The following is a 15,920-nucleotide window of genomic DNA, read 5'->3' as shown; positions in this document are numbered from 1 at the left end:
TGAGATTACCGGATGCTGATGCCACGTTGACGCAGATACCCTTTGAGGTCGGGAAGTTTTACTTCGCCGAAGTGAAAGATACTGGCCGCCAGGGCAGCATCGGCCTGCCCGAGTATAAAGGTATCCATAAAATGTTCTGCTGCACCGGCGCCGCCCGAAGCAATGACCGGTATTTGCAGAAGCGTATGCAGTTTACTTAATGCGTCGTTGGCAAAGCCGGCCTTGGTGCCATCGTGGTCCATGCTGGTGAAGAGAATCTCGCCGGCGCCGCGCTCCTGGCCCTCTTTGGCCCAGGTGAATAGCTTTTTATCGGTGGCGTTCTTGCCACCGTGTGTATGCACAACCCATGCGTTGTCAACTTTGCGGGCATCGATGGCCAGTACAATGCACTGGGCACCAAAGGCACGCGACAGCTCGTCGATCAGCCCGGGGTTGCGCACCGCGGCCGAGTTGACACTTACTTTGTCTGCGCCGGCTTCGAGCAGTGGCGCGACGTCGGCCACACTGCTGATGCCACCCCCTACTGTAAACGGAATGTTGATGTGCCGGGCGATGTCGCGCACCAGCGAAGCGAACGTCTTGCGTTGCTCGTTGGTGGCAGAGATGTCGAGAAACACCAGCTCGTCGGCGCCCTCCTGGGCATACCGCGCGCCGAGCTCTACCGGGTCGCCCGCATCGCGGATGTTGACGAAGTTGACACCTTTTACAGTGCGGCCGTCTTTGATGTCGAGGCAGGGTATAATACGTTTCGTAAGCACGGTCAGATCGTAGTTAATTCTTGTAAGGTAATTCTTCCTTCGTAAATGGCTTTGCCGACAATGACGCCGTCGACACCAATTTGCTTAAGCTGTCGGAGGTCTTCCACACAGCTCACACCGCCGCTGGCAATCAAGGCCAACTGCGGAAAGTTGAGGAGCAGTCTTTTGTAAAGCTCCAGGTTGGGGCCGCTTAGCATACCGTCTGTGCGGATGTCGGTACACGTTACATATTCGATACCAAACTGCACGTAGTTGCGTAGGAACTGTGTGATGTTGATCGGCGCATTTTCCTGCCAGCCTGCAATGGCGATGCGTTCGTCTTTTACATCGGCGCTCAGGATGATGCGTTCTGCACCGAAGGTCTCAATCCATGCAGCGACTTTCTCAGGTTCTTTTACCGCGATACTGCCCAGGTTTACCTGGTGTATGCCCAAGGCAAAGAGGTCGTTTACTTCGCGGTCGGTTTTGATGCCGCCGCCGAAGTCAATTTGCAACGACGTCTTGCTGGTAAGCATTTCGGCTACTTCCCAGTTGATGACCTTGCCGGCCTTGGCGCCGTCGAGGTCCACCAGGTGTAAGTATTGCAGTCCGGCATCTTCAAAGGCGCGTGCGGCGTCGAGCGGGTTTTCGTGGTATATCTTCTTTTGCGCATAGTCGCCCTGTGTCAGGCGTACGCACTTTCCGTCAATGATGTCGATCGCAGGTATAATTCTCACGGAGTAGGAGGGGTTAGACGTTCAAAAAGCTCTGGAGTACCAGTACGCCGGCTTCGGCCGATTTTTCGGGGTGAAACTGCACCGCATAGAAGTTGTCGCGGTGCATGGCCGCGCTGAACGGTACGGTATACTCCGTCAGGCTACTGGTGTGTGCATTGACCGGAACGTAGTAGCTGTGCACGAAGTAGGCGAACTTGTTTTCCAGCGCCGGGTCCAGCCAGCTGTTGGCGGTCAATGTCAGGTTGTTCCAGCCCATGTGGGGTACTTTCTTGTCGGGCTGCGGCTCGAAGCGCTTCACGGTCTCGTCGAAGATGCCCAGGCAGGGCGTGTCATTCTCTTCGGAGTGTTTGCACAAGAGTTGCATGCCCAGGCAAATGCCGAGCACCGGTTGGCGCAAGCTGCGAATGACCGCGTCGAGCTTTTTGTCGTGCAGGTAACGCATGGTGGTGCTGGCTTCGCCTACACCCGGAAAGATTACCTTGTCGGCCTGCTGGATGGCCTCGGCCTGGTCGGTGATGGTAAAGTCTACACCGAGTCGCTCGAGGGCAAAGGACACAGACTGGATATTGCCGGCGTTGTATTTAATGATAACAAGCTTCATAATTCGGGGCCTGCGTTTTTATTACAGTGTTCCTTTTGTAGAAGGCAATTGGTCGCCTTCTTTTTTAATCGCCATGCGAATGGCTTTTGCAAAAGCCTTAAAGATGGCTTCGATCTTATGGTGCTCATTGGTGCCTTCCACGCGGACATTCAGGTTGCTTTTCGAGGTATCGGAAAACGACTTGAAGAAGTGGTGGAACATTTCCGTGGGCATCTCGCCGATCTTCTCCCGCTTGAACTCAGCATCCCACACCATCCAGGGGCGACCGCCGAAGTCGATGGCCACTTGCGCCAGGCAGTCGTCCATCGGCAGGCAGAAGCCATAGCGACCTATGCCACGCTTGTCGCCGAGGGCTTGCAGGAAAGCTTCACCCAGGGCGAGGGCGGTGTCTTCAATGGTGTGATGCTCGTCGATGTGCAGGTCGCCCTTCACACGGATCTCGAGGTCGATGTTGCCGTGGCGGGCGAGCTGGTCGAGCATATGGTCGAAGAAGCCGAGGCCGGTATGAATGGACGACTTGCCACTGCCGTCGAGGTTGATGACAATGTCGATGTCGGTTTCCTTTGTCGTACGCTTTACGGTAGCCTTGCGTGGCGGCGCCGTCAGGAGTGTGTGGATGTCTTTCCAGTGCGTGGTGACGAGCGCGCAGTGGGGCGTGAGGCCCTGGCTGTCGAGCTTGTCTTGCAGGCTGCCATTGTTTAACAGGATGCCCTTTGCACCCAGGTTACGCGCGAGCTCGACGTCGGTGGCGCGGTCGCCGATGACGTAGGAGTTGGCCAGGTCGTATTCGCCCGTCAGGAACTCCGTTAGCAGCCCTGTACCGGGCTTGCGTGTAGGTTTGTTCTCCCGCGCAAAGCTGCGGTCGATAAAGATCTTGGGGAAGACGATCTGCTCGTTGGCGAACGTCTGCAGCATGCGATTGTGCGCCGGCCAGAAAGTGTCTTCGGGAAAGCTGTCCGTACCGAGGCCGTCCTGGTTGGTGACCATCACCAGCTCGTAGTTACCTTCGGCGGCAATTTTGCCGAGCCAGGTAAATACACCGGGGTAATATTCCAGCTTCTCCAGCGAGTCGATTTGCTCATCGGGTGGTTCGAGTATCAGCGTGCCGTCGCGGTCTATAAACAATACTTTTTTCATAATTCTTCCAGGGCGTTGAGGAGGCGTTCGTTTTCTTCGGGAGTGCCGATGGTTATGCGCAGGCAGTTATAGCACAGTACTACGCGTGAGCGATCACGGACGATGATCTTCTGATCCAACAGGTATTTATAGGTTGCCGGGGCATCTTGTACACGCACCAGCACAAAGTTGCTGTCGGTCGGGAATACCTTTTCGGTAATGCGCAGTTTCTCCAAAGCTTTGATCACTTTAGTGCGCTGCTGCACGATCTGCTTCACCCAATCTTCCATCACATGCCGGTTCTCGAGTGCATCGAGCGCAAGCTCTTGCGTGCGGATGTTTACGTTATAGGGGTACTTGATCTTGTTGAGGACGTTTATGATTGCTTCTGAAGCGAACGCCATACCGAGGCGCAGACCCGCCAGTCCCCAGGCTTTGGAGAATGTTTGCAGTACGACCAGGTTGGGATATTTGTCCAGCTCTTGCAGAAAGCTTTTGCCTTTGGCAAAGTCGATATAGGCTTCGTCGATTACGACCAATCCATAAAACCGCTTTAACACTTCGAGGATCTTGTCGCGGCTCAACAGATTCCCTGTGGGGTTGTTGGGACTGCAGAGGAAGATCACCTTGGTGGTGGCGTCGAATGTTTTGGGAAAAGCTTCGAGGTCGAGGTCGAAGTCCGGGGTGAGCAGTACCTGTTGTACATTCACGGCGTTTACTTCGGCGCACACCGAGTACATGCCGTAGGTGGGCTCCGTGATGAGGATCGAATCCTGGTTGGGCTCGCAGAAGGCGCGAATGATGAGGTCGATGGCTTCATCGCTGCCGTTGCCCAGGAAGATTTGCTCGGGGCGTACTTCTTTAACGGTCGCCAGCTCGTCCTTTACGCGCCGTTGCAACGGGTCGGGATACCGGTTGTACGGCGACTGGTAGGGATTTTCGTTGGCATCCAGGTATATATCGGCTTCGCCTTTAAACTCGTCGCGCGCCGATGAATAGGGCTTCATGGTGAGAATGTTCTTCCGCACCAGGGTGTTGATATCGGGAAATGTTTTTTTCTTACTCATACCGTAGGTCAGGGGTTGGTGGCCAGCTTGTCAAGGCGTACGCGGATGGCCATTTTGTGTGCTTCCAGCTGCTCAGCTTCGGCCATGAGCTCCACCACCGGGCCGAGCGCACGGATGCCGGCAGGGCTTACTTCCTGGAAGGTGATATACTTCATAAAGCTTTCCAGCGACACGCCGGCAAAGGCGCGTGCAAAGCCGTTGGTCGGCAGGGTGTGGTTGGTGCCCGAAGCATAGTCGCCCATAGCTTCCGGGGTATAATTGCCGATGAACACCGAGCCTGCATTGATCACGGCGTCGGCGACTGCGTCGGCCTGTGCGATGTTGAGAATAAGGTGTTCGGGCGCATAGGTGTTGACGAAGTCCAGGGCCTGGTGGCGATCGGACAAGATCACGACGCGGCTGTTGGCAAGTGCCTTGCGGGCGATGTCGCGACGGGGCAGTTGTTCCAGTTGTTTGGCAATCTCGGCCTCGATCGGTGCGAGCAGGCGTGCGTCGTTCAGTACGAGCATTACCTGACTGTCTTCGCCGTGTTCGGCTTGTGAAAGCAGGTCGGCGGCAACAAACGCCGCCTCGGCTGTTTCGTCGGCCAGGACCAATACTTCAGAAGGGCCCGCGGGCATGTCGATGGCCAGTCCTTCTTCTTGCACCAGCTGCTTGGCCTTCGTAACGTACTGGTTACCGGGGCCAAAGATCTTATATACTTTCGGTACACTGGCTGTGCCGTAGGCCATGGCGGCAATGGCTTGTGCGCCACCCACTTTGCAGATGCGTGTAATACCGACGTGCGCGGCGGCAAAAAGTATGGCGGGATTGATGGCGCCGGTCTTGTCGGGTGGTGAGCAAAGCACTACTTCGCGGCAGCCTGCCAGGCGCGCGGGTATACCGAGCATCAGCACCGTCGAGAAGAGTGGTGCCGAGCCTCCCGGGATATAGATGCCCACCTTGTCGATGGCGACGCCTTTGCGCCAGCAGCGTACACCGGGTGTGGTCTCTACTTTCAGTATGTCGCGTCGTTGGGCGGCATGGAACTTTTCAATGTTCGCGGCCGCGGTGCGGATGGCATCTTTCAGGGCTTCGGGCAGCGTACGGCTGGCGGCCTCTATTTCGGCGGCACCGACACGGAGGGTCTGCAGCTGGACTTTGTCGTATTGTGCGGTGAGCTCCAGCAATGCTTCGTCGCCGGATTTCCGGACACGGTTCAAGACATTGCGCACAGAGCTTTCCAGGAACTCGAGCTCGAGCTGTGGACGCTGACAGAGGTCGGCCCAGGTGTCGGGTGTCGGGTTGGTGTATGTCTTCATAGTGTGTTGGTGCGACAGGTTATACAATCATCTTTTCGATCGGCACAACCAGGATGCCCTCGGCGCCAAACTCGCGCAGCAGGTCGATCCGTTCCCAGAAATCATTTTCGTCTACGACGGAATGCAGCGAGCTCCAGCCTGTGCGTGTCAGTGGAATGATGGTGGGGCTTTTCATGCCGGGTATCACGCTGGTGATCTTTTCGATCGCCTCGTTGGGGCAATTCAGCAGTATATATTTACTGTTCTTGGCTTTTTTTACTGCCTCGATGCGGAACAGCAGTTTGTCGAGGATCTTTTGTTTTTCGGGCGACAGCGTGGGGCTGGCGATGATGACGGCTTCTGACTGCATAACGATCTCTACCTCTTGCAGGCCGTTGCTGAGCAGCGTACTGCCGGTGCTGACGATGTCGCAGATGGCGTCGGCGAGCCCGATGCCCGGTGCAATTTCTACTGAACCGCTGATTTCATGAATGCCGGCCTGGACGTTGTGTTTCGCCAGAAAGTCTTTGACGATGTTGGGGTAGGAGGTGGCGATGTTTTTTCCTTGCAGCCACTGTACGCCGGTATAATTTTCGCCGCGGGGGACGGCCATGGACAAACGGCATTTAGAGAAGTCCAGGCGTTTGATCAGTTGGTTGTCTTTCTTCTTTTCAGCAAACACATTCTCGCCGACGATGCCGATGTCGGCCACCTGGTCTTCGACATATTGCGGGATGTCGTCGTCGCGGAGAAAGAGTACTTCTACCGGGAAATTACGGGCCTGCGTTTTCAGCTGGTCTTTGCCGTTGCTGATGGAGAGGCCACTCTCCTTGAGCAGCTCCAGTGAGCCTTCCTGCAGGCGTCCGGATTTTTGAATGGCGATTCGAAGTAGGGTGTTCATACGTGTTAGTAAATAAAAAAAGGCTTGTCACATCGTGACAAGCCTTGTACATTTTATATTCTTTAAAGAATCATCAATAGGCTATGCCACGCACCGTGAGTACATGATGGTGGTGGTGAAAGCCGATGGTGATTTTGTTAATCATAGTAATTGTCCTGCGAATAACATGAATAGAGTTGACAAGTCAAAGCCGTCGCGTAAATTTTTTGATCCTTACGAGTGTTGTTTGCGTATACAGCGTTGTATGAAGGGTTTCCTACTGCTTGTTAGTGCAACCCTGACAACGTTTGTAGACTAAAGTTTACGGATTTTGATGTAACATTGGCGGCTGCTACAAAGGGCAGTCTATAAGGAGAGATGATGAGACAGTTTGTTTGGTGTGTTTGGGGAGTATGGCTGCTGGCGGCCTGCAGCGACAGCCGCGAGACGCGTATGCAGCGACATTTGATCCAGGGTAACGAGATGGTGCGGTTGCAGAACATGGAAGAAGCCGAGCGCTATTTTCGCGAAGCCATTAAACTGGACTCGTGTTATGCCGACGCCTGGAACAACCTGGGCAGTCTCTACTACCAGCAACGAAAATATACCGAAGCGCTGGACAGCTATGATGAAGCACTGCGGTGTCGTCCAGGATACTGGGAAGCATACCTGAATCGCGCCAATGCGGCGTATGAAGTGCATGAATATTACCGTGCGCTGGAGGACCTGTCGCATGTCGAGCAGGTAAAGCCTGACACCGTAGCACTGCACATTGTAAGAGGATTGACGTACACCAAGCTCCGGAAGTTTGATGACGCGATGAAGTCGTTCCGGCGCGCGCGTGCGCTGGATCCGCGGGACGTAGAGATACAAGTGAACCTCGGTACGTTGTATTATTATAAGAAACAATACGACAGTGCCAACCAGATCTTTAACGCGGTGCTGGCGGTCAAGCCGGCGGAAGCCAATGTCTTTAACGCACAAGCAATGGTGGCGGCCGACCAGGGGCATTATGAAGAAGCTAAGGGATTGGTGGAGAAGGCACTGCGCCTGAAGGCCGACGATGCTTATTTCCTCAACAACCGCGGCTATATATTATTAATGACGGGGGACCTCGAGGCAGGTCGTGCGGACATTGATGCCAGCATAGGAATAGATCCCTATAACGGCTGGGCCTATCGCAACAAAGGCATTTACTTCTTGCTTAGGAAACAGCCCGCCGATGCGTTGCGGCTGCTGGAGCGGGCTGTTAAAGCCGACCCCTTTATAGAGAAGGTGCACTATTACCTGGGCGAAGCCTATCATCAACAGGCCAACACTGGGGCGGCCTGCAAAGAATATCAGCAGGCAGCTGAACGTGGTGAGCTGCCGGGTGGCAGGCTGCCGGATTACTGTAAAACGAAATGAACTTCGATCACTTTTTGAGCGACCTTCGTACGCGGCTACAGCTACCGTTGCCGGGCCACGCCGCACACGACCTGATGCGGGCCGAGCCCATCGGCAAATGGCGCCCCAAGCTGGACCATAGCACGCCGCCAAGGCCGGGTGCTGTGTTGATCCTGTTATATCCGGAGGCGGGTATCGTGAAGTTTCCCCTGATCAGGCGGGCTACCTATGCCGGCGCCCACAGCGGCCAGATTAGCTTGCCCGGCGGCAAGGCGGAGGCCGGCGAGACGGTAGTGGAAACAGCACTGCGCGAAGCGGAGGAGGAGATAGGCCTGGACCGCAGCCAGGCGGAGGTGCTGGGCGTACTGACGGAGTTCTTTGTCATCGCCAGCAACTTTACCGTGACACCCATTGTCGCCGCCATGCGCGGTCCGATTGTGTTCAGGCCCGATCCGCATGAGACGGCGGGGATAATTTATGGGGACTTGTTTGACTTGCTACGCGAGGAAGCTGTGCTGAAAAAAGAGATCCTGGCCGCCGGGCAGTATCGCATGATGGCGCCGCATTTCGAGGTCGAAGGAGAGGTTGTGTGGGGAGCGACGGCGATGATGTTGAATGAGCTGCGGGTTATTTTGAAAGACGTTAGTAGGGATTAAAAGAAATATGCAGACGGTGACGCCTTTCGGCACACCATCTGCATATAATCATTAACCTATTCCTAATCCTAATATCTAAATTAGCGGGCGTTTGCCGGCATAGTAGTCTTAAAGGTGATCTTGCGCGTTTCCTCGGCCAAGAGATCTTTCAGATTGTCCTCTTCGTCAGAAGTCTTGGCCTTCATTCGTGGGGCGTCAACTTTCTCAGCAAACAGGTCGGAGAAGAACCAGATGGAACCGGCCAGCATGGAGCTGATCAGTACGCTGGTAGCCATGCCTGACAGCGGCAATTGCCAGGCTTTATAATACAACAGGTTGGTTAACAATGATCCGATAGCATAGATCTTCGAATACAACAGGTTGGTTAACAATGATCCGATAGCATAGATCTTCGATGGAAGACGTTTGCCGTTCAGGATAAACATCAGGATCGCTGACTCGATGGCAATCGCGAAAACGAAGGCATGTGCCCAGTTGGGGGCCGTAATTCTTTCGCCATTCACTTCGAAGCTTAGATCAAACACTCTCACAGTTTCAAAGAGGTGCATCGTGTGCACTACCTGCGATGTAATGACCGCCAACAAGGTCAAAAACACGAAGGCCTCGGATCGTAAAAACTCAACCGTTTTTTTCATGGTAGTAGTTAGATAAAGTATAGGTTTTTGGGTTCACTCACTTCTTAATACAAGATTAACAGCATTTCTCGGGGTGGTATAATGACTCTATAAAGGCAACATGCAGATGTAAGTTTAGTCGCCGAAAATGAAGGATTTGGTGAGTAGAATAGCCGCACTTCTGCGTGTGCCGTCGCCTAACACGTTCGTTTTGCCGGCGAATGACAGTACCGGTGTTATATTGACGTTTAACGGGGGGAGATGCGGTGCCAAAGGCCTGAAATGTTCATCGGGTTATTGATGAATATACCGCTAAAAAGCGTGATTGTCTCTTCGGGTATTACACAAACCTGGGTAAATGATCCGCTTTTCCGACCCGTTAGTTCGCCACGGGCCGGAAAAGTAAGGTGTAAGAAAGTCTCACATTTAGCGACACATTTTTTTGGATGGTTTAGATGAAGTCGATGTCGACGTTCAGCGGGTAGCGCATGAGATAACGCAGGGCTTGGTGCACGGTCAGGTCTTCAAACAGCACCTGGTACAGCGTGTTGGTGATGGGGGCCCGCACTTTATAGTAGTCGGCGCATTTCTTCACAATGCGAATGGTATTGATACCTTCAGCCACTTCGTCGGTCGTAGCCAGAATCTCTTGCAGCGTTTCACCCTTGGCCAGGCGCGAGCCGATGGTAAAGTTACGGCTCAACGAGCTGTTGCAGGTGGTGACCAGGTCGCCTACGCCGGCGACGCCCAGGAAGGCTTTGGTATTGCCGCCAAGGGCACGGCCCAGGTAGATCATTTCGACCATGCCGCGGCTGATGAGCAAGCCCTTGGCATTCTCGCCATAGCCCAGGCCACTGAGGGCACCGGCCGCGATAGCGATAATGTTCTTTAATACACCGGCAAGCTCGACACCGACAGTGTCGTTGTTGCCATATACCTGGAACTGCTCGTTGCGCAGCATACGCTTGCCCAGCGAGATCACCTCGTTAAAGTGACTGGCAATAACGGTTGCTGCCGGGTGGCCTGCCGCCAATTCTTTTGAGAGGTTCGGCCCTGCCAGGCAGCCGACCCGCACGGCTACGCTTTCTTCCATAATCACTTCGCTCATGGTCTTTACATGGCTGCGGTTGAGCTTGGCGGTGTTCTCAATGGTCTGGCCTTCGGGCAGCGTCAGGTCGAAGCCTTTGGTGCCGTGGATCAGGATGTGGTACGGGTGCAGGTGCGGCGACAGCTGACGTATAACCGAGCGGAAGTGCTGCGACGGTACAATGGGAAAGATCACGTCGCACGTGTTGGCAATCTCCGGCAGGTCGCTGGTGGCGCGCACGTTGGCGAGCATCGTGTGCCCGCGGTTTTCGCGACGGGTGTTGATGTGCTCCACCGCCTTTGGGTCGCGGGCATAGAGCAGCACCTGGCGGTGTTGTGCCAACAGGTTGGCGACCACACTACCAAAGTTGCCGGCGCCAATAACGCCCACCGGTTTATCGTCAGATAAACTTTTCGAGGTCATAGCCAACAAGCCGGTTGTGATAGTAATAAAGTGTGTTAAAGTCTTTCGTAATGACGTTACCCTCTTTGTTAAGCAAGAGCGGCCGCTTCAAATGGAAGATGCCGACATTGTCGAGGCCGTGACGGATTACCAGGTCGATATCGCCTTTCAGGTGCGTGGCGTGGTATACTTTGCCTTCCTCCTTCAGGGTATAAATCTGTTTGCGCACGCGCTTACACGCCTCGCGGAATTCTTCATAGGGTATAACCTGGTCTTCTTCCGGCAAACGCAGCAAGCCGAACAAATCCAGCTTGGCGTGCATCTTCTGCCACATCTCAAAGGCTACGAACGCGACCAGGTGGCTGGCAAACACGCGGTTGATGCGGTGATACTCCGACACGATCTTTTGACTGAGCATGCGGGTATATTCGTCTTCGCGTTGTTTGTCGATCGTGATCTGGTTGTCGCTGACGAAGTAGTCGCGCGTGTCGATTATGCGGCCCTGCGCGTCGAGGCTGTTGCCGTTGTCGTCTACGTAGTTACCAATGATGTCGACGCCGCGGCCAATGGAAACGGAAATGTTGGAGCCTTTGGTGAAGAACTTGAAGAGGAACTGCAGCAGTTGCCAGCTGCCGTACTTGTCTTGCTCGGGCAAGTACCGCTCCTGGCCTTTTACCGACAGGTAATCGTCCACCAGGTCGGGGGCTTCGAGTACGAAGTGGTAGTTCAGCGTGACGGGTACGATAAAGATCTTGCGGACTTCTTCGCCAGGAGGCGTATCCATGTAGAGCATGCGTTGCGCCTCAATGGTAGAGCTTAGCAAACCCAGCTTGAGCTGTTTTTCGATCATGCCCGACCGCGAGCGGGTACCGCCCGGGAAGAAGATGCTGTGCGCGCCTTTCTGGATGGCGAGCGTGGAGTACAGCTTGAGCGTTTCCAGGTAGGGCAGGTTCTTTTTCCGCCGGTCTACCTTGTAGGCCCCCAGGCTGTTCATGAAGTATGCAAAAATCTTGATGTTAAACAGGTTCAGTCCGGCGCCATAGATGAAAGCGGGCAGACCGAGCGAGTGAATCACCCAGCCGATGAGGATAGAGTCCAGGTTGCTGAAGTGCGTGGGCACCATAATGACCGTGCCTTTGGAGGCCAGGTTGCGCAGGTGTTTGGCTTTGCCGACAATGTGAATCTTGTCGCGCAGCGTGTAGCGGTTGCGGAAGAAGGCACCGAATTTTTTGACACGTGCGCCATTCAACAGACGTGCGAACCAGAACTTGACGATCTCACGGGTGACTTTATACGAGCTGGCTTTGAAGTTGCCGGCAATTTCGTTGGCATAGCGCATCACGATGCGGCGCATCAGCTCTTCAGCCTTGGGCTGTGCTTCTTCAGACGGTTTGGCGTCCAGGCCGACGAGTTCGTCTTTAATAGCTGCCCAGAAGGCGGGCTCATCTACAGGGTCTACGCGCCAGCGGTTGCGCTTCATGCGCTGCTGCTCGCGGTATACGGTAGTCTGGAGCTCGTCGAGCAGCTGTTTGGTGGTAGGACGCAATTCCTTGATCTGGGCGAGAGACTTTTGGGCTACGCTTTCGATAAATTCCTTGCGGTTCTTGCTCAACTGGTACACCGGCCAATCGGGTATATCCTCCAGGATGGGCTTGTATTTCTTATTCTTATTTTTCTTTTCTACGACTTCCATCGGGGGTGCAAAATAAGTGAAAAGTTCGAGTTGTAGATACCCCGGGGGGAGGGGATGGTTTTAGCTGATGGCCTGTAGCCGGGTACGGAAACTCGTGTTCATGGCGTCAAAACGGACCAATGTTTCTTGTATAAAGGCCTCATCTACCAGGGTATACAGGTCCGATTCTTGTAAGATGTCATATTCGGCGACCTTGAACGTTTGCTCCAAAAGGCCGCTTTCGAACTTGATCAGGTACCGGTTATTCCAGGAAAAGAGGGTGATTTTGCAATCAGGGTGTGGAATTTCGCCTACTACACGCATGGGTCTTGCTGGTGTTTTACAGTATAAGGGCTCCGGGCCCGATTGTTTCCGTTTTAACGATAAACCTAAAACTTTGAAACCCGAACTTCAAAGTAAATGTTAAATTGGAAAAAAATATGCCATGCAAAGATACAGCATTTTGTGGGCGGACGATGAGATTGACTTGTTGAAACCGCATATCCTTTTCTTAGAACAGCGTGGCTACGACATTACCCCGGTCAACAACGCTACCGACGCCGTAGAGAAGTGTGATGAGAAGCATTTTGACGTGGTGTTCCTGGACGAACACATGCCGGGAATGTCGGGCTTAGAAGCCCTTGCCCAGATAAAAACCAATAAGCCCAACCTGCCCGTGGTGATGATCACCAAGAACGAGGAAGAGCATATCATGGAGGAAGCGATCGGCTCCAAGATTGCCGATTATCTCATAAAACCCCTGAATCCCAGTCAGATACTGCTATCGGTCAAAAAGATCCTGGACAACAAACGCCTGGTGATCGAAAAGACCAACCTGAACTACCAACAGGAATTTCGAAAGATCAGCATGGCTTTTATGGATGACATGAACCACGAGCAGTGGGCAGACATCTATAAAAAACTGGTGCACTGGGAGCTGCAAATGGACCAGCCCGACAACCAGGAAATGGGTGACGTGCTGGACATGCAGAAGACCGAAGCCAACGCCAATTTTGCCCGGTTTATCATCCGCAATTATGAATCCTGGCTGAACGACGCCAAAGCGGAGAAGCCGGTCATGTCGCACCAGCTGATGAAGCGTAAGGTCTTCCCCGAACTGGGCAGCAAGCCTGTGTTTATGGTGTTGATCGACAATTTGCGCATAGACCAATGGAAAGTGATCGAGCCGGTCATTGCCGAGTACTTTAATATTGAAAAGGAAGAAAATTATTATTCGATCCTGCCTACGACTACCGGGTATGCCCGAAATGCCATCTTTTCAGGCCAGATGCCCTCGGAGATGGCCAAGACCCATCCCGACCTGTGGGTAGGCGACGACGAAGAGGAGGGTAAGAATAATTTTGAGCAGGAGTTCCTGACCAAGCAACTGCGCCGGAACAACCTGAATATCAAGACATCTTATCACAAGATCAAAAACATGGAGGAGGGCCGCAGCCTGGCCGATACCGTCAACAATCTCTTTCAGAACGATTTGAATGTGATTGTGTACAACTTCGTGGATATGCTCTCGCATGCCCGTACGGACATGGCCATGATCCGCGAGCTGGCACCCGATGAGTCTGCGTACCGTTCTATTACCAAGTCATGGTTACTACATTCGCCACTGCTCGACATTCTTAAAAAGATTTCCGAGCGCGACGTGAAGGTGGTCATTACGACCGACCACGGCACGATCCGCGTGAAGCGGCCGTTTAAGATCATTGGCGACCGCACGGTGAACACGAATTTGCGCTATAAACAAGGCAAGAACCTTGGGTTTGAAGGCGACAAGGTGATGCACGTCACCAAGCCGGACAAGCTGTTCCTGCCGAAATTGAATGTTTCTACATCGTATGTCTTTGCCACGGAAGACCAGTTCTTTGCGTACCCCAACAACTATAATTATTACGTTAATTTCTATAAAGACACCTTCCAGCACGGGGGGATAAGCCTGGAAGAGATGATCATTCCTGTAATTTTCTTAACTTCGAAGAATGTGTGATGACCGGAGAAGGGGGTAGGGTTTACCGCCATGTAGACCGGGAAGCATTGAAAGACGTGGGAGCAGAGATTGCCCGACATATGAAGCAGGTGCCGGTTTGGCTGTTTTATGGCGAAATGGGGGCTGGGAAGACGACTCTCATTAAAGAGGTATGCCGGGCGTTGGGGGTCGTGGATGCGATGAGTAGTCCAAGCTTTTCGATCGTCAACGAATATGCCGCGGGTGGAGTGGAAAAGGTCTTCCATTTTGACTTTTACAGAATTCGAAGTGAAGCAGAAGCTTTTGACATTGGCGCGGAAGAATACTTCTATTCGGGCTATCCCTGTTTGGTGGAGTGGCCCGAGAAGATTCCCGGCCTGATACCCATGCAATTTGCCTCCGTAACCCTCTCTATCGACGACGAAACACAACGTACTATAGCGATTTCTATACATGACCGAGAAGAAAAAAACGGGCTTTGAGGCGCTGGCCAAGAGTAGCCTGGTTCCGCAAGAGCAAACGCTGGAAGTTCGGAAACGCAGACACGCGTTTTTTATTGGCCTGCCCAAAGAGATCTCCTTACAAGAGAACCGTATTAGCTTGACCCCCGACGCGGTGGCATTGTTGGTCAACAACGGGCACGATGTATGGGTGGAGACCAAAGCCGGCCTGGGCTCGAAGTTTACCGACAAACAGTATAGCGATGCCGGGGCGAAGATCGTCTACTCGCCGCAGGAAGTATACCAGGCCGACGTCATTCTCAAGATCGAGCCGCCAACACAAGAAGAGATCGAGCTGATGCACGCGGGCCAGACCCTGATCTCGGCATTGCAGCTCGGACACCTACGGGCAGAAAGCCTGCAAGGTCTGCTGAAAAAGAAAGTAACGGCGCTGGCGTACGAGTTCATTGAAGACAAAGTAGGCGGCATGCCCATCATTCGCGCGATGAGCGAGATTGCGGGCAGCACAGTGCTGTTGATCGCCTCCGAATACCTCAGTACCAATAACAACGGCAAAGGTATTATCCTCGGGGGCATTACCGGTGTGCCACCGACAAAAGTAGTGATCATCGGTGCGGGCACGGTGGCCGAATACGCCGCACGGGCAGCCCTGGGGCTCGGCGCGGAAGTACAGATCTACGACAACCATCTCTACAAACTGCGGCGCATCAAGCACCTGCTGGGCCAGCAAGTATATACTTCGACCATTGATACGTATACGTTAGGCGACGCCCTCAAGACAGCCGACGTAGTGATTGGCGCGTTGCGGGCTGAGAAAGGTCGTGCACGCCAGGTCATAACCGAAGAGATGGTAACCCGCATGAAACCCGATTCGCTTATTATCGATCTGAGTATCGATCAGGGCGGTTGCATAGAGACATCCGAGATCACTACGCTGAGCAAGCCGGTATTCCGCAAGCACGACGTAATCCACTACTGCGTTCCAAACGTGGCCTCGCGGGTAGCCCACACGGCGACCAACGCGCTGAGCAATATCTTTACGCCAACCATTTTGCGGGCGGCGGAAGAGGGCGGTGTAGAGGCCATGATCTTTTCGCATAAGTGGTTTATGAAAGGTGTATATACCTACAAAGGCGGCTTAACGAATGAAAACGTAGCCCGCAAGTTCGGGTTGAAGTATAAGAACATCGAGCTGCTGATGGCAGCACGATTTTAAGTCACTGCAGAGCTGTAAAAACAAGAA

Annotated in this window: 16 protein-coding genes; 5 read left to right on the top strand and 11 right to left on the bottom strand. The window is 53.5% G+C overall.

All coding sequences use genetic code 11. The features are described 5' to 3' along the window. Positions 1-5: 5 nt before the first annotated feature. Genes hisF through hisG form a run of 7 tightly spaced genes read right to left on the bottom strand, consistent with a single transcriptional unit; the run spans position 6 to position 6,439 of the window. A complete protein-coding gene (hisF, locus tag K7P01_RS00805) occupies positions 6-758 on the bottom strand; it encodes an imidazole glycerol phosphate synthase subunit HisF (RefSeq protein WP_267288832.1) in 753 nt (250 codons plus the stop codon). 2 nt (positions 759-760) lie between these two features. Beyond that, a complete protein-coding gene (gene hisA, locus K7P01_RS00800) occupies positions 761-1,474 on the bottom strand; it encodes a 1-(5-phosphoribosyl)-5-[(5-phosphoribosylamino)methylideneamino]imidazole-4-carboxamide isomerase (protein WP_267288830.1) in 714 nt (237 codons plus the stop codon). 13 nt (positions 1,475-1,487) lie between these two features. Then, positions 1,488-2,075: an imidazole glycerol phosphate synthase subunit HisH gene (gene hisH, locus K7P01_RS00795; RefSeq protein ID WP_267288828.1), complete on the bottom strand. Its 588-nt coding sequence runs from the start codon at positions 2,073-2,075 to the stop codon at positions 1,488-1,490. Positions 2,076-2,096: 21 nt separating this feature from the next. After that, positions 2,097-3,212 (bottom strand): bifunctional histidinol-phosphatase/imidazoleglycerol-phosphate dehydratase HisB, encoded by a 1,116-nt coding sequence (gene hisB, locus K7P01_RS00790; protein WP_267288826.1) that lies wholly within the window; start codon positions 3,210-3,212, stop codon positions 2,097-2,099. Continuing rightward, positions 3,209-4,258, bottom strand: a complete 1,050-nt coding sequence (gene hisC / locus K7P01_RS00785; RefSeq protein ID WP_267288824.1) for a histidinol-phosphate transaminase — start codon at positions 4,256-4,258, stop codon at positions 3,209-3,211. Before hisC ends, hisB begins: the two co-directional genes overlap by 4 nt. Positions 4,259-4,266: 8 nt before the next feature. Continuing rightward, positions 4,267-5,559, bottom strand: a complete 1,293-nt coding sequence (gene hisD, locus K7P01_RS00780; RefSeq protein WP_267288822.1) for a histidinol dehydrogenase — start codon at positions 5,557-5,559, stop codon at positions 4,267-4,269. A 19-nt stretch (positions 5,560-5,578) separates the two neighbouring features. Then, complete coding sequence (gene hisG, locus K7P01_RS00775) at positions 5,579-6,439, bottom strand: ATP phosphoribosyltransferase (RefSeq protein ID WP_267288820.1); 861 nt, start codon at positions 6,437-6,439, stop codon at positions 5,579-5,581. A gap of 360 nt (positions 6,440-6,799) precedes the next feature. Here hisG and K7P01_RS00770 point away from each other — a divergent pair, with 360 nt between their 5' ends. Both K7P01_RS00770 and K7P01_RS00765 read left to right on the top strand, forming a co-directional pair. Further along, complete coding sequence (locus K7P01_RS00770; protein ID WP_267288818.1) at positions 6,800-7,825, top strand: tetratricopeptide repeat protein; 1,026 nt, start codon at positions 6,800-6,802, stop codon at positions 7,823-7,825. Beyond that, positions 7,822-8,460 carry an NUDIX hydrolase gene (locus tag K7P01_RS00765; RefSeq protein ID WP_267288816.1) on the top strand — a complete coding sequence of 213 codons (639 nt, stop codon included), beginning with the start codon at positions 7,822-7,824 and terminating at the stop codon, positions 8,458-8,460. The genes K7P01_RS00770 and K7P01_RS00765 overlap by 4 nt, the downstream gene beginning before the upstream one ends. Before the next feature lie 80 nt (positions 8,461-8,540). Here the strand turns inward: K7P01_RS00765 and K7P01_RS00760 are convergent, their stop codons facing one another. From K7P01_RS00760 to K7P01_RS00745, 4 genes are all read right to left on the bottom strand, one after another. Beyond that, positions 8,541-9,095 carry a hypothetical protein gene (locus K7P01_RS00760; protein ID WP_267288814.1) on the bottom strand — a complete coding sequence of 185 codons (555 nt, stop codon included), beginning with the start codon at positions 9,093-9,095 and terminating at the stop codon, positions 8,541-8,543. A gap of 430 nt (positions 9,096-9,525) precedes the next feature. Beyond that, positions 9,526-10,584 (bottom strand): NAD(P)H-dependent glycerol-3-phosphate dehydrogenase, encoded by a 1,059-nt coding sequence (locus tag K7P01_RS00755; protein WP_267288812.1) that lies wholly within the window; start codon positions 10,582-10,584, stop codon positions 9,526-9,528. Beyond that, positions 10,562-12,256, bottom strand: coding sequence for a 1-acyl-sn-glycerol-3-phosphate acyltransferase (locus K7P01_RS00750; protein WP_267288810.1), 1,695 nt, complete (start codon positions 12,254-12,256; stop codon positions 10,562-10,564). The genes K7P01_RS00755 and K7P01_RS00750 overlap by 23 nt, the downstream gene beginning before the upstream one ends. 60 nt (positions 12,257-12,316) lie before the next feature. After that, positions 12,317-12,559 (bottom strand): hypothetical protein, encoded by a 243-nt coding sequence (locus K7P01_RS00745; protein WP_267288808.1) that lies wholly within the window; start codon positions 12,557-12,559, stop codon positions 12,317-12,319. 121 nt (positions 12,560-12,680) lie between these two features. On the opposite strand from K7P01_RS00745, the gene porX reads away from it, so the two are divergent. Genes porX through K7P01_RS00730 form a run of 3 tightly spaced genes read left to right on the top strand, consistent with a single transcriptional unit; the run spans position 12,681 to position 15,893 of the window. After that, positions 12,681-14,237, top strand: a complete 1,557-nt coding sequence (gene porX / locus K7P01_RS00740; protein WP_267288806.1) for a T9SS response regulator signal transducer PorX — start codon at positions 12,681-12,683, stop codon at positions 14,235-14,237. Then, positions 14,237-14,698: a tRNA (adenosine(37)-N6)-threonylcarbamoyltransferase complex ATPase subunit type 1 TsaE gene (gene tsaE, locus K7P01_RS00735; RefSeq protein ID WP_267292340.1), complete on the top strand. Its 462-nt coding sequence runs from the start codon at positions 14,237-14,239 to the stop codon at positions 14,696-14,698. The genes porX and tsaE overlap by 1 nt, the downstream gene beginning before the upstream one ends. Further along, positions 14,670-15,893, top strand: a complete 1,224-nt coding sequence (locus K7P01_RS00730) for an alanine dehydrogenase (protein ID WP_267288804.1) — start codon at positions 14,670-14,672, stop codon at positions 15,891-15,893. Before tsaE ends, K7P01_RS00730 begins: the two co-directional genes overlap by 29 nt. Positions 15,894-15,920: the final 27 nt, after the last annotated feature.

This window comes from Parachryseolinea silvisoli, assembly GCF_021190955.1.
Classification (GTDB): domain Bacteria; phylum Bacteroidota; class Bacteroidia; order Cytophagales; family Cyclobacteriaceae; genus Ohtaekwangia; species Ohtaekwangia silvisoli.
This window is presented reverse-complemented; position numbering and strand designations above follow the sequence as displayed.

What these genes read in the sequence shown, in the direction of transcription:
- hisH (WP_267288828.1), bottom strand. Translation starts at nt 2,075, where the DNA reads ATGAAGCTTGTTATCATTAAATACAACGCCGGCAATATCCAGTCTGTG.
- hisB (WP_267288826.1), bottom strand. Translation starts at nt 3,212, where the DNA reads ATGAAAAAAGTATTGTTTATAGACCGCGACGGCACGCTGATACTCGAA.
- hisC (WP_267288824.1), bottom strand. Translation starts at nt 4,258, where the DNA reads ATGAGTAAGAAAAAAACATTTCCCGATATCAACACCCTGGTGCGGAAG.
- hisD (WP_267288822.1), bottom strand. Translation starts at nt 5,559, where the DNA reads ATGAAGACATACACCAACCCGACACCCGACACCTGGGCCGACCTCTGT.
- hisG (WP_267288820.1), bottom strand. Translation starts at nt 6,439, where the DNA reads ATGAACACCCTACTTCGAATCGCCATTCAAAAATCCGGACGCCTGCAG.
- K7P01_RS00770 (WP_267288818.1), top strand. Translation starts at nt 6,800, where the DNA reads ATGAGACAGTTTGTTTGGTGTGTTTGGGGAGTATGGCTGCTGGCGGCC.
- K7P01_RS00765 (WP_267288816.1), top strand. Translation starts at nt 7,822, where the DNA reads ATGAACTTCGATCACTTTTTGAGCGACCTTCGTACGCGGCTACAGCTA.
- K7P01_RS00760 (WP_267288814.1), bottom strand. Translation starts at nt 9,095, where the DNA reads ATGAAAAAAACGGTTGAGTTTTTACGATCCGAGGCCTTCGTGTTTTTG.
- K7P01_RS00755 (WP_267288812.1), bottom strand. Translation starts at nt 10,584, where the DNA reads ATGACCTCGAAAAGTTTATCTGACGATAAACCGGTGGGCGTTATTGGC.
- K7P01_RS00750 (WP_267288810.1), bottom strand. Translation starts at nt 12,256, where the DNA reads ATGGAAGTCGTAGAAAAGAAAAATAAGAATAAGAAATACAAGCCCATC.
- K7P01_RS00745 (WP_267288808.1), bottom strand. Translation starts at nt 12,559, where the DNA reads ATGCGTGTAGTAGGCGAAATTCCACACCCTGATTGCAAAATCACCCTC.
- porX (WP_267288806.1), top strand. Translation starts at nt 12,681, where the DNA reads ATGCAAAGATACAGCATTTTGTGGGCGGACGATGAGATTGACTTGTTG.
- tsaE (WP_267292340.1), top strand. Translation starts at nt 14,237, where the DNA reads ATGACCGGAGAAGGGGGTAGGGTTTACCGCCATGTAGACCGGGAAGCA.
- K7P01_RS00730 (WP_267288804.1), top strand. Translation starts at nt 14,670, where the DNA reads ATGACCGAGAAGAAAAAAACGGGCTTTGAGGCGCTGGCCAAGAGTAGC.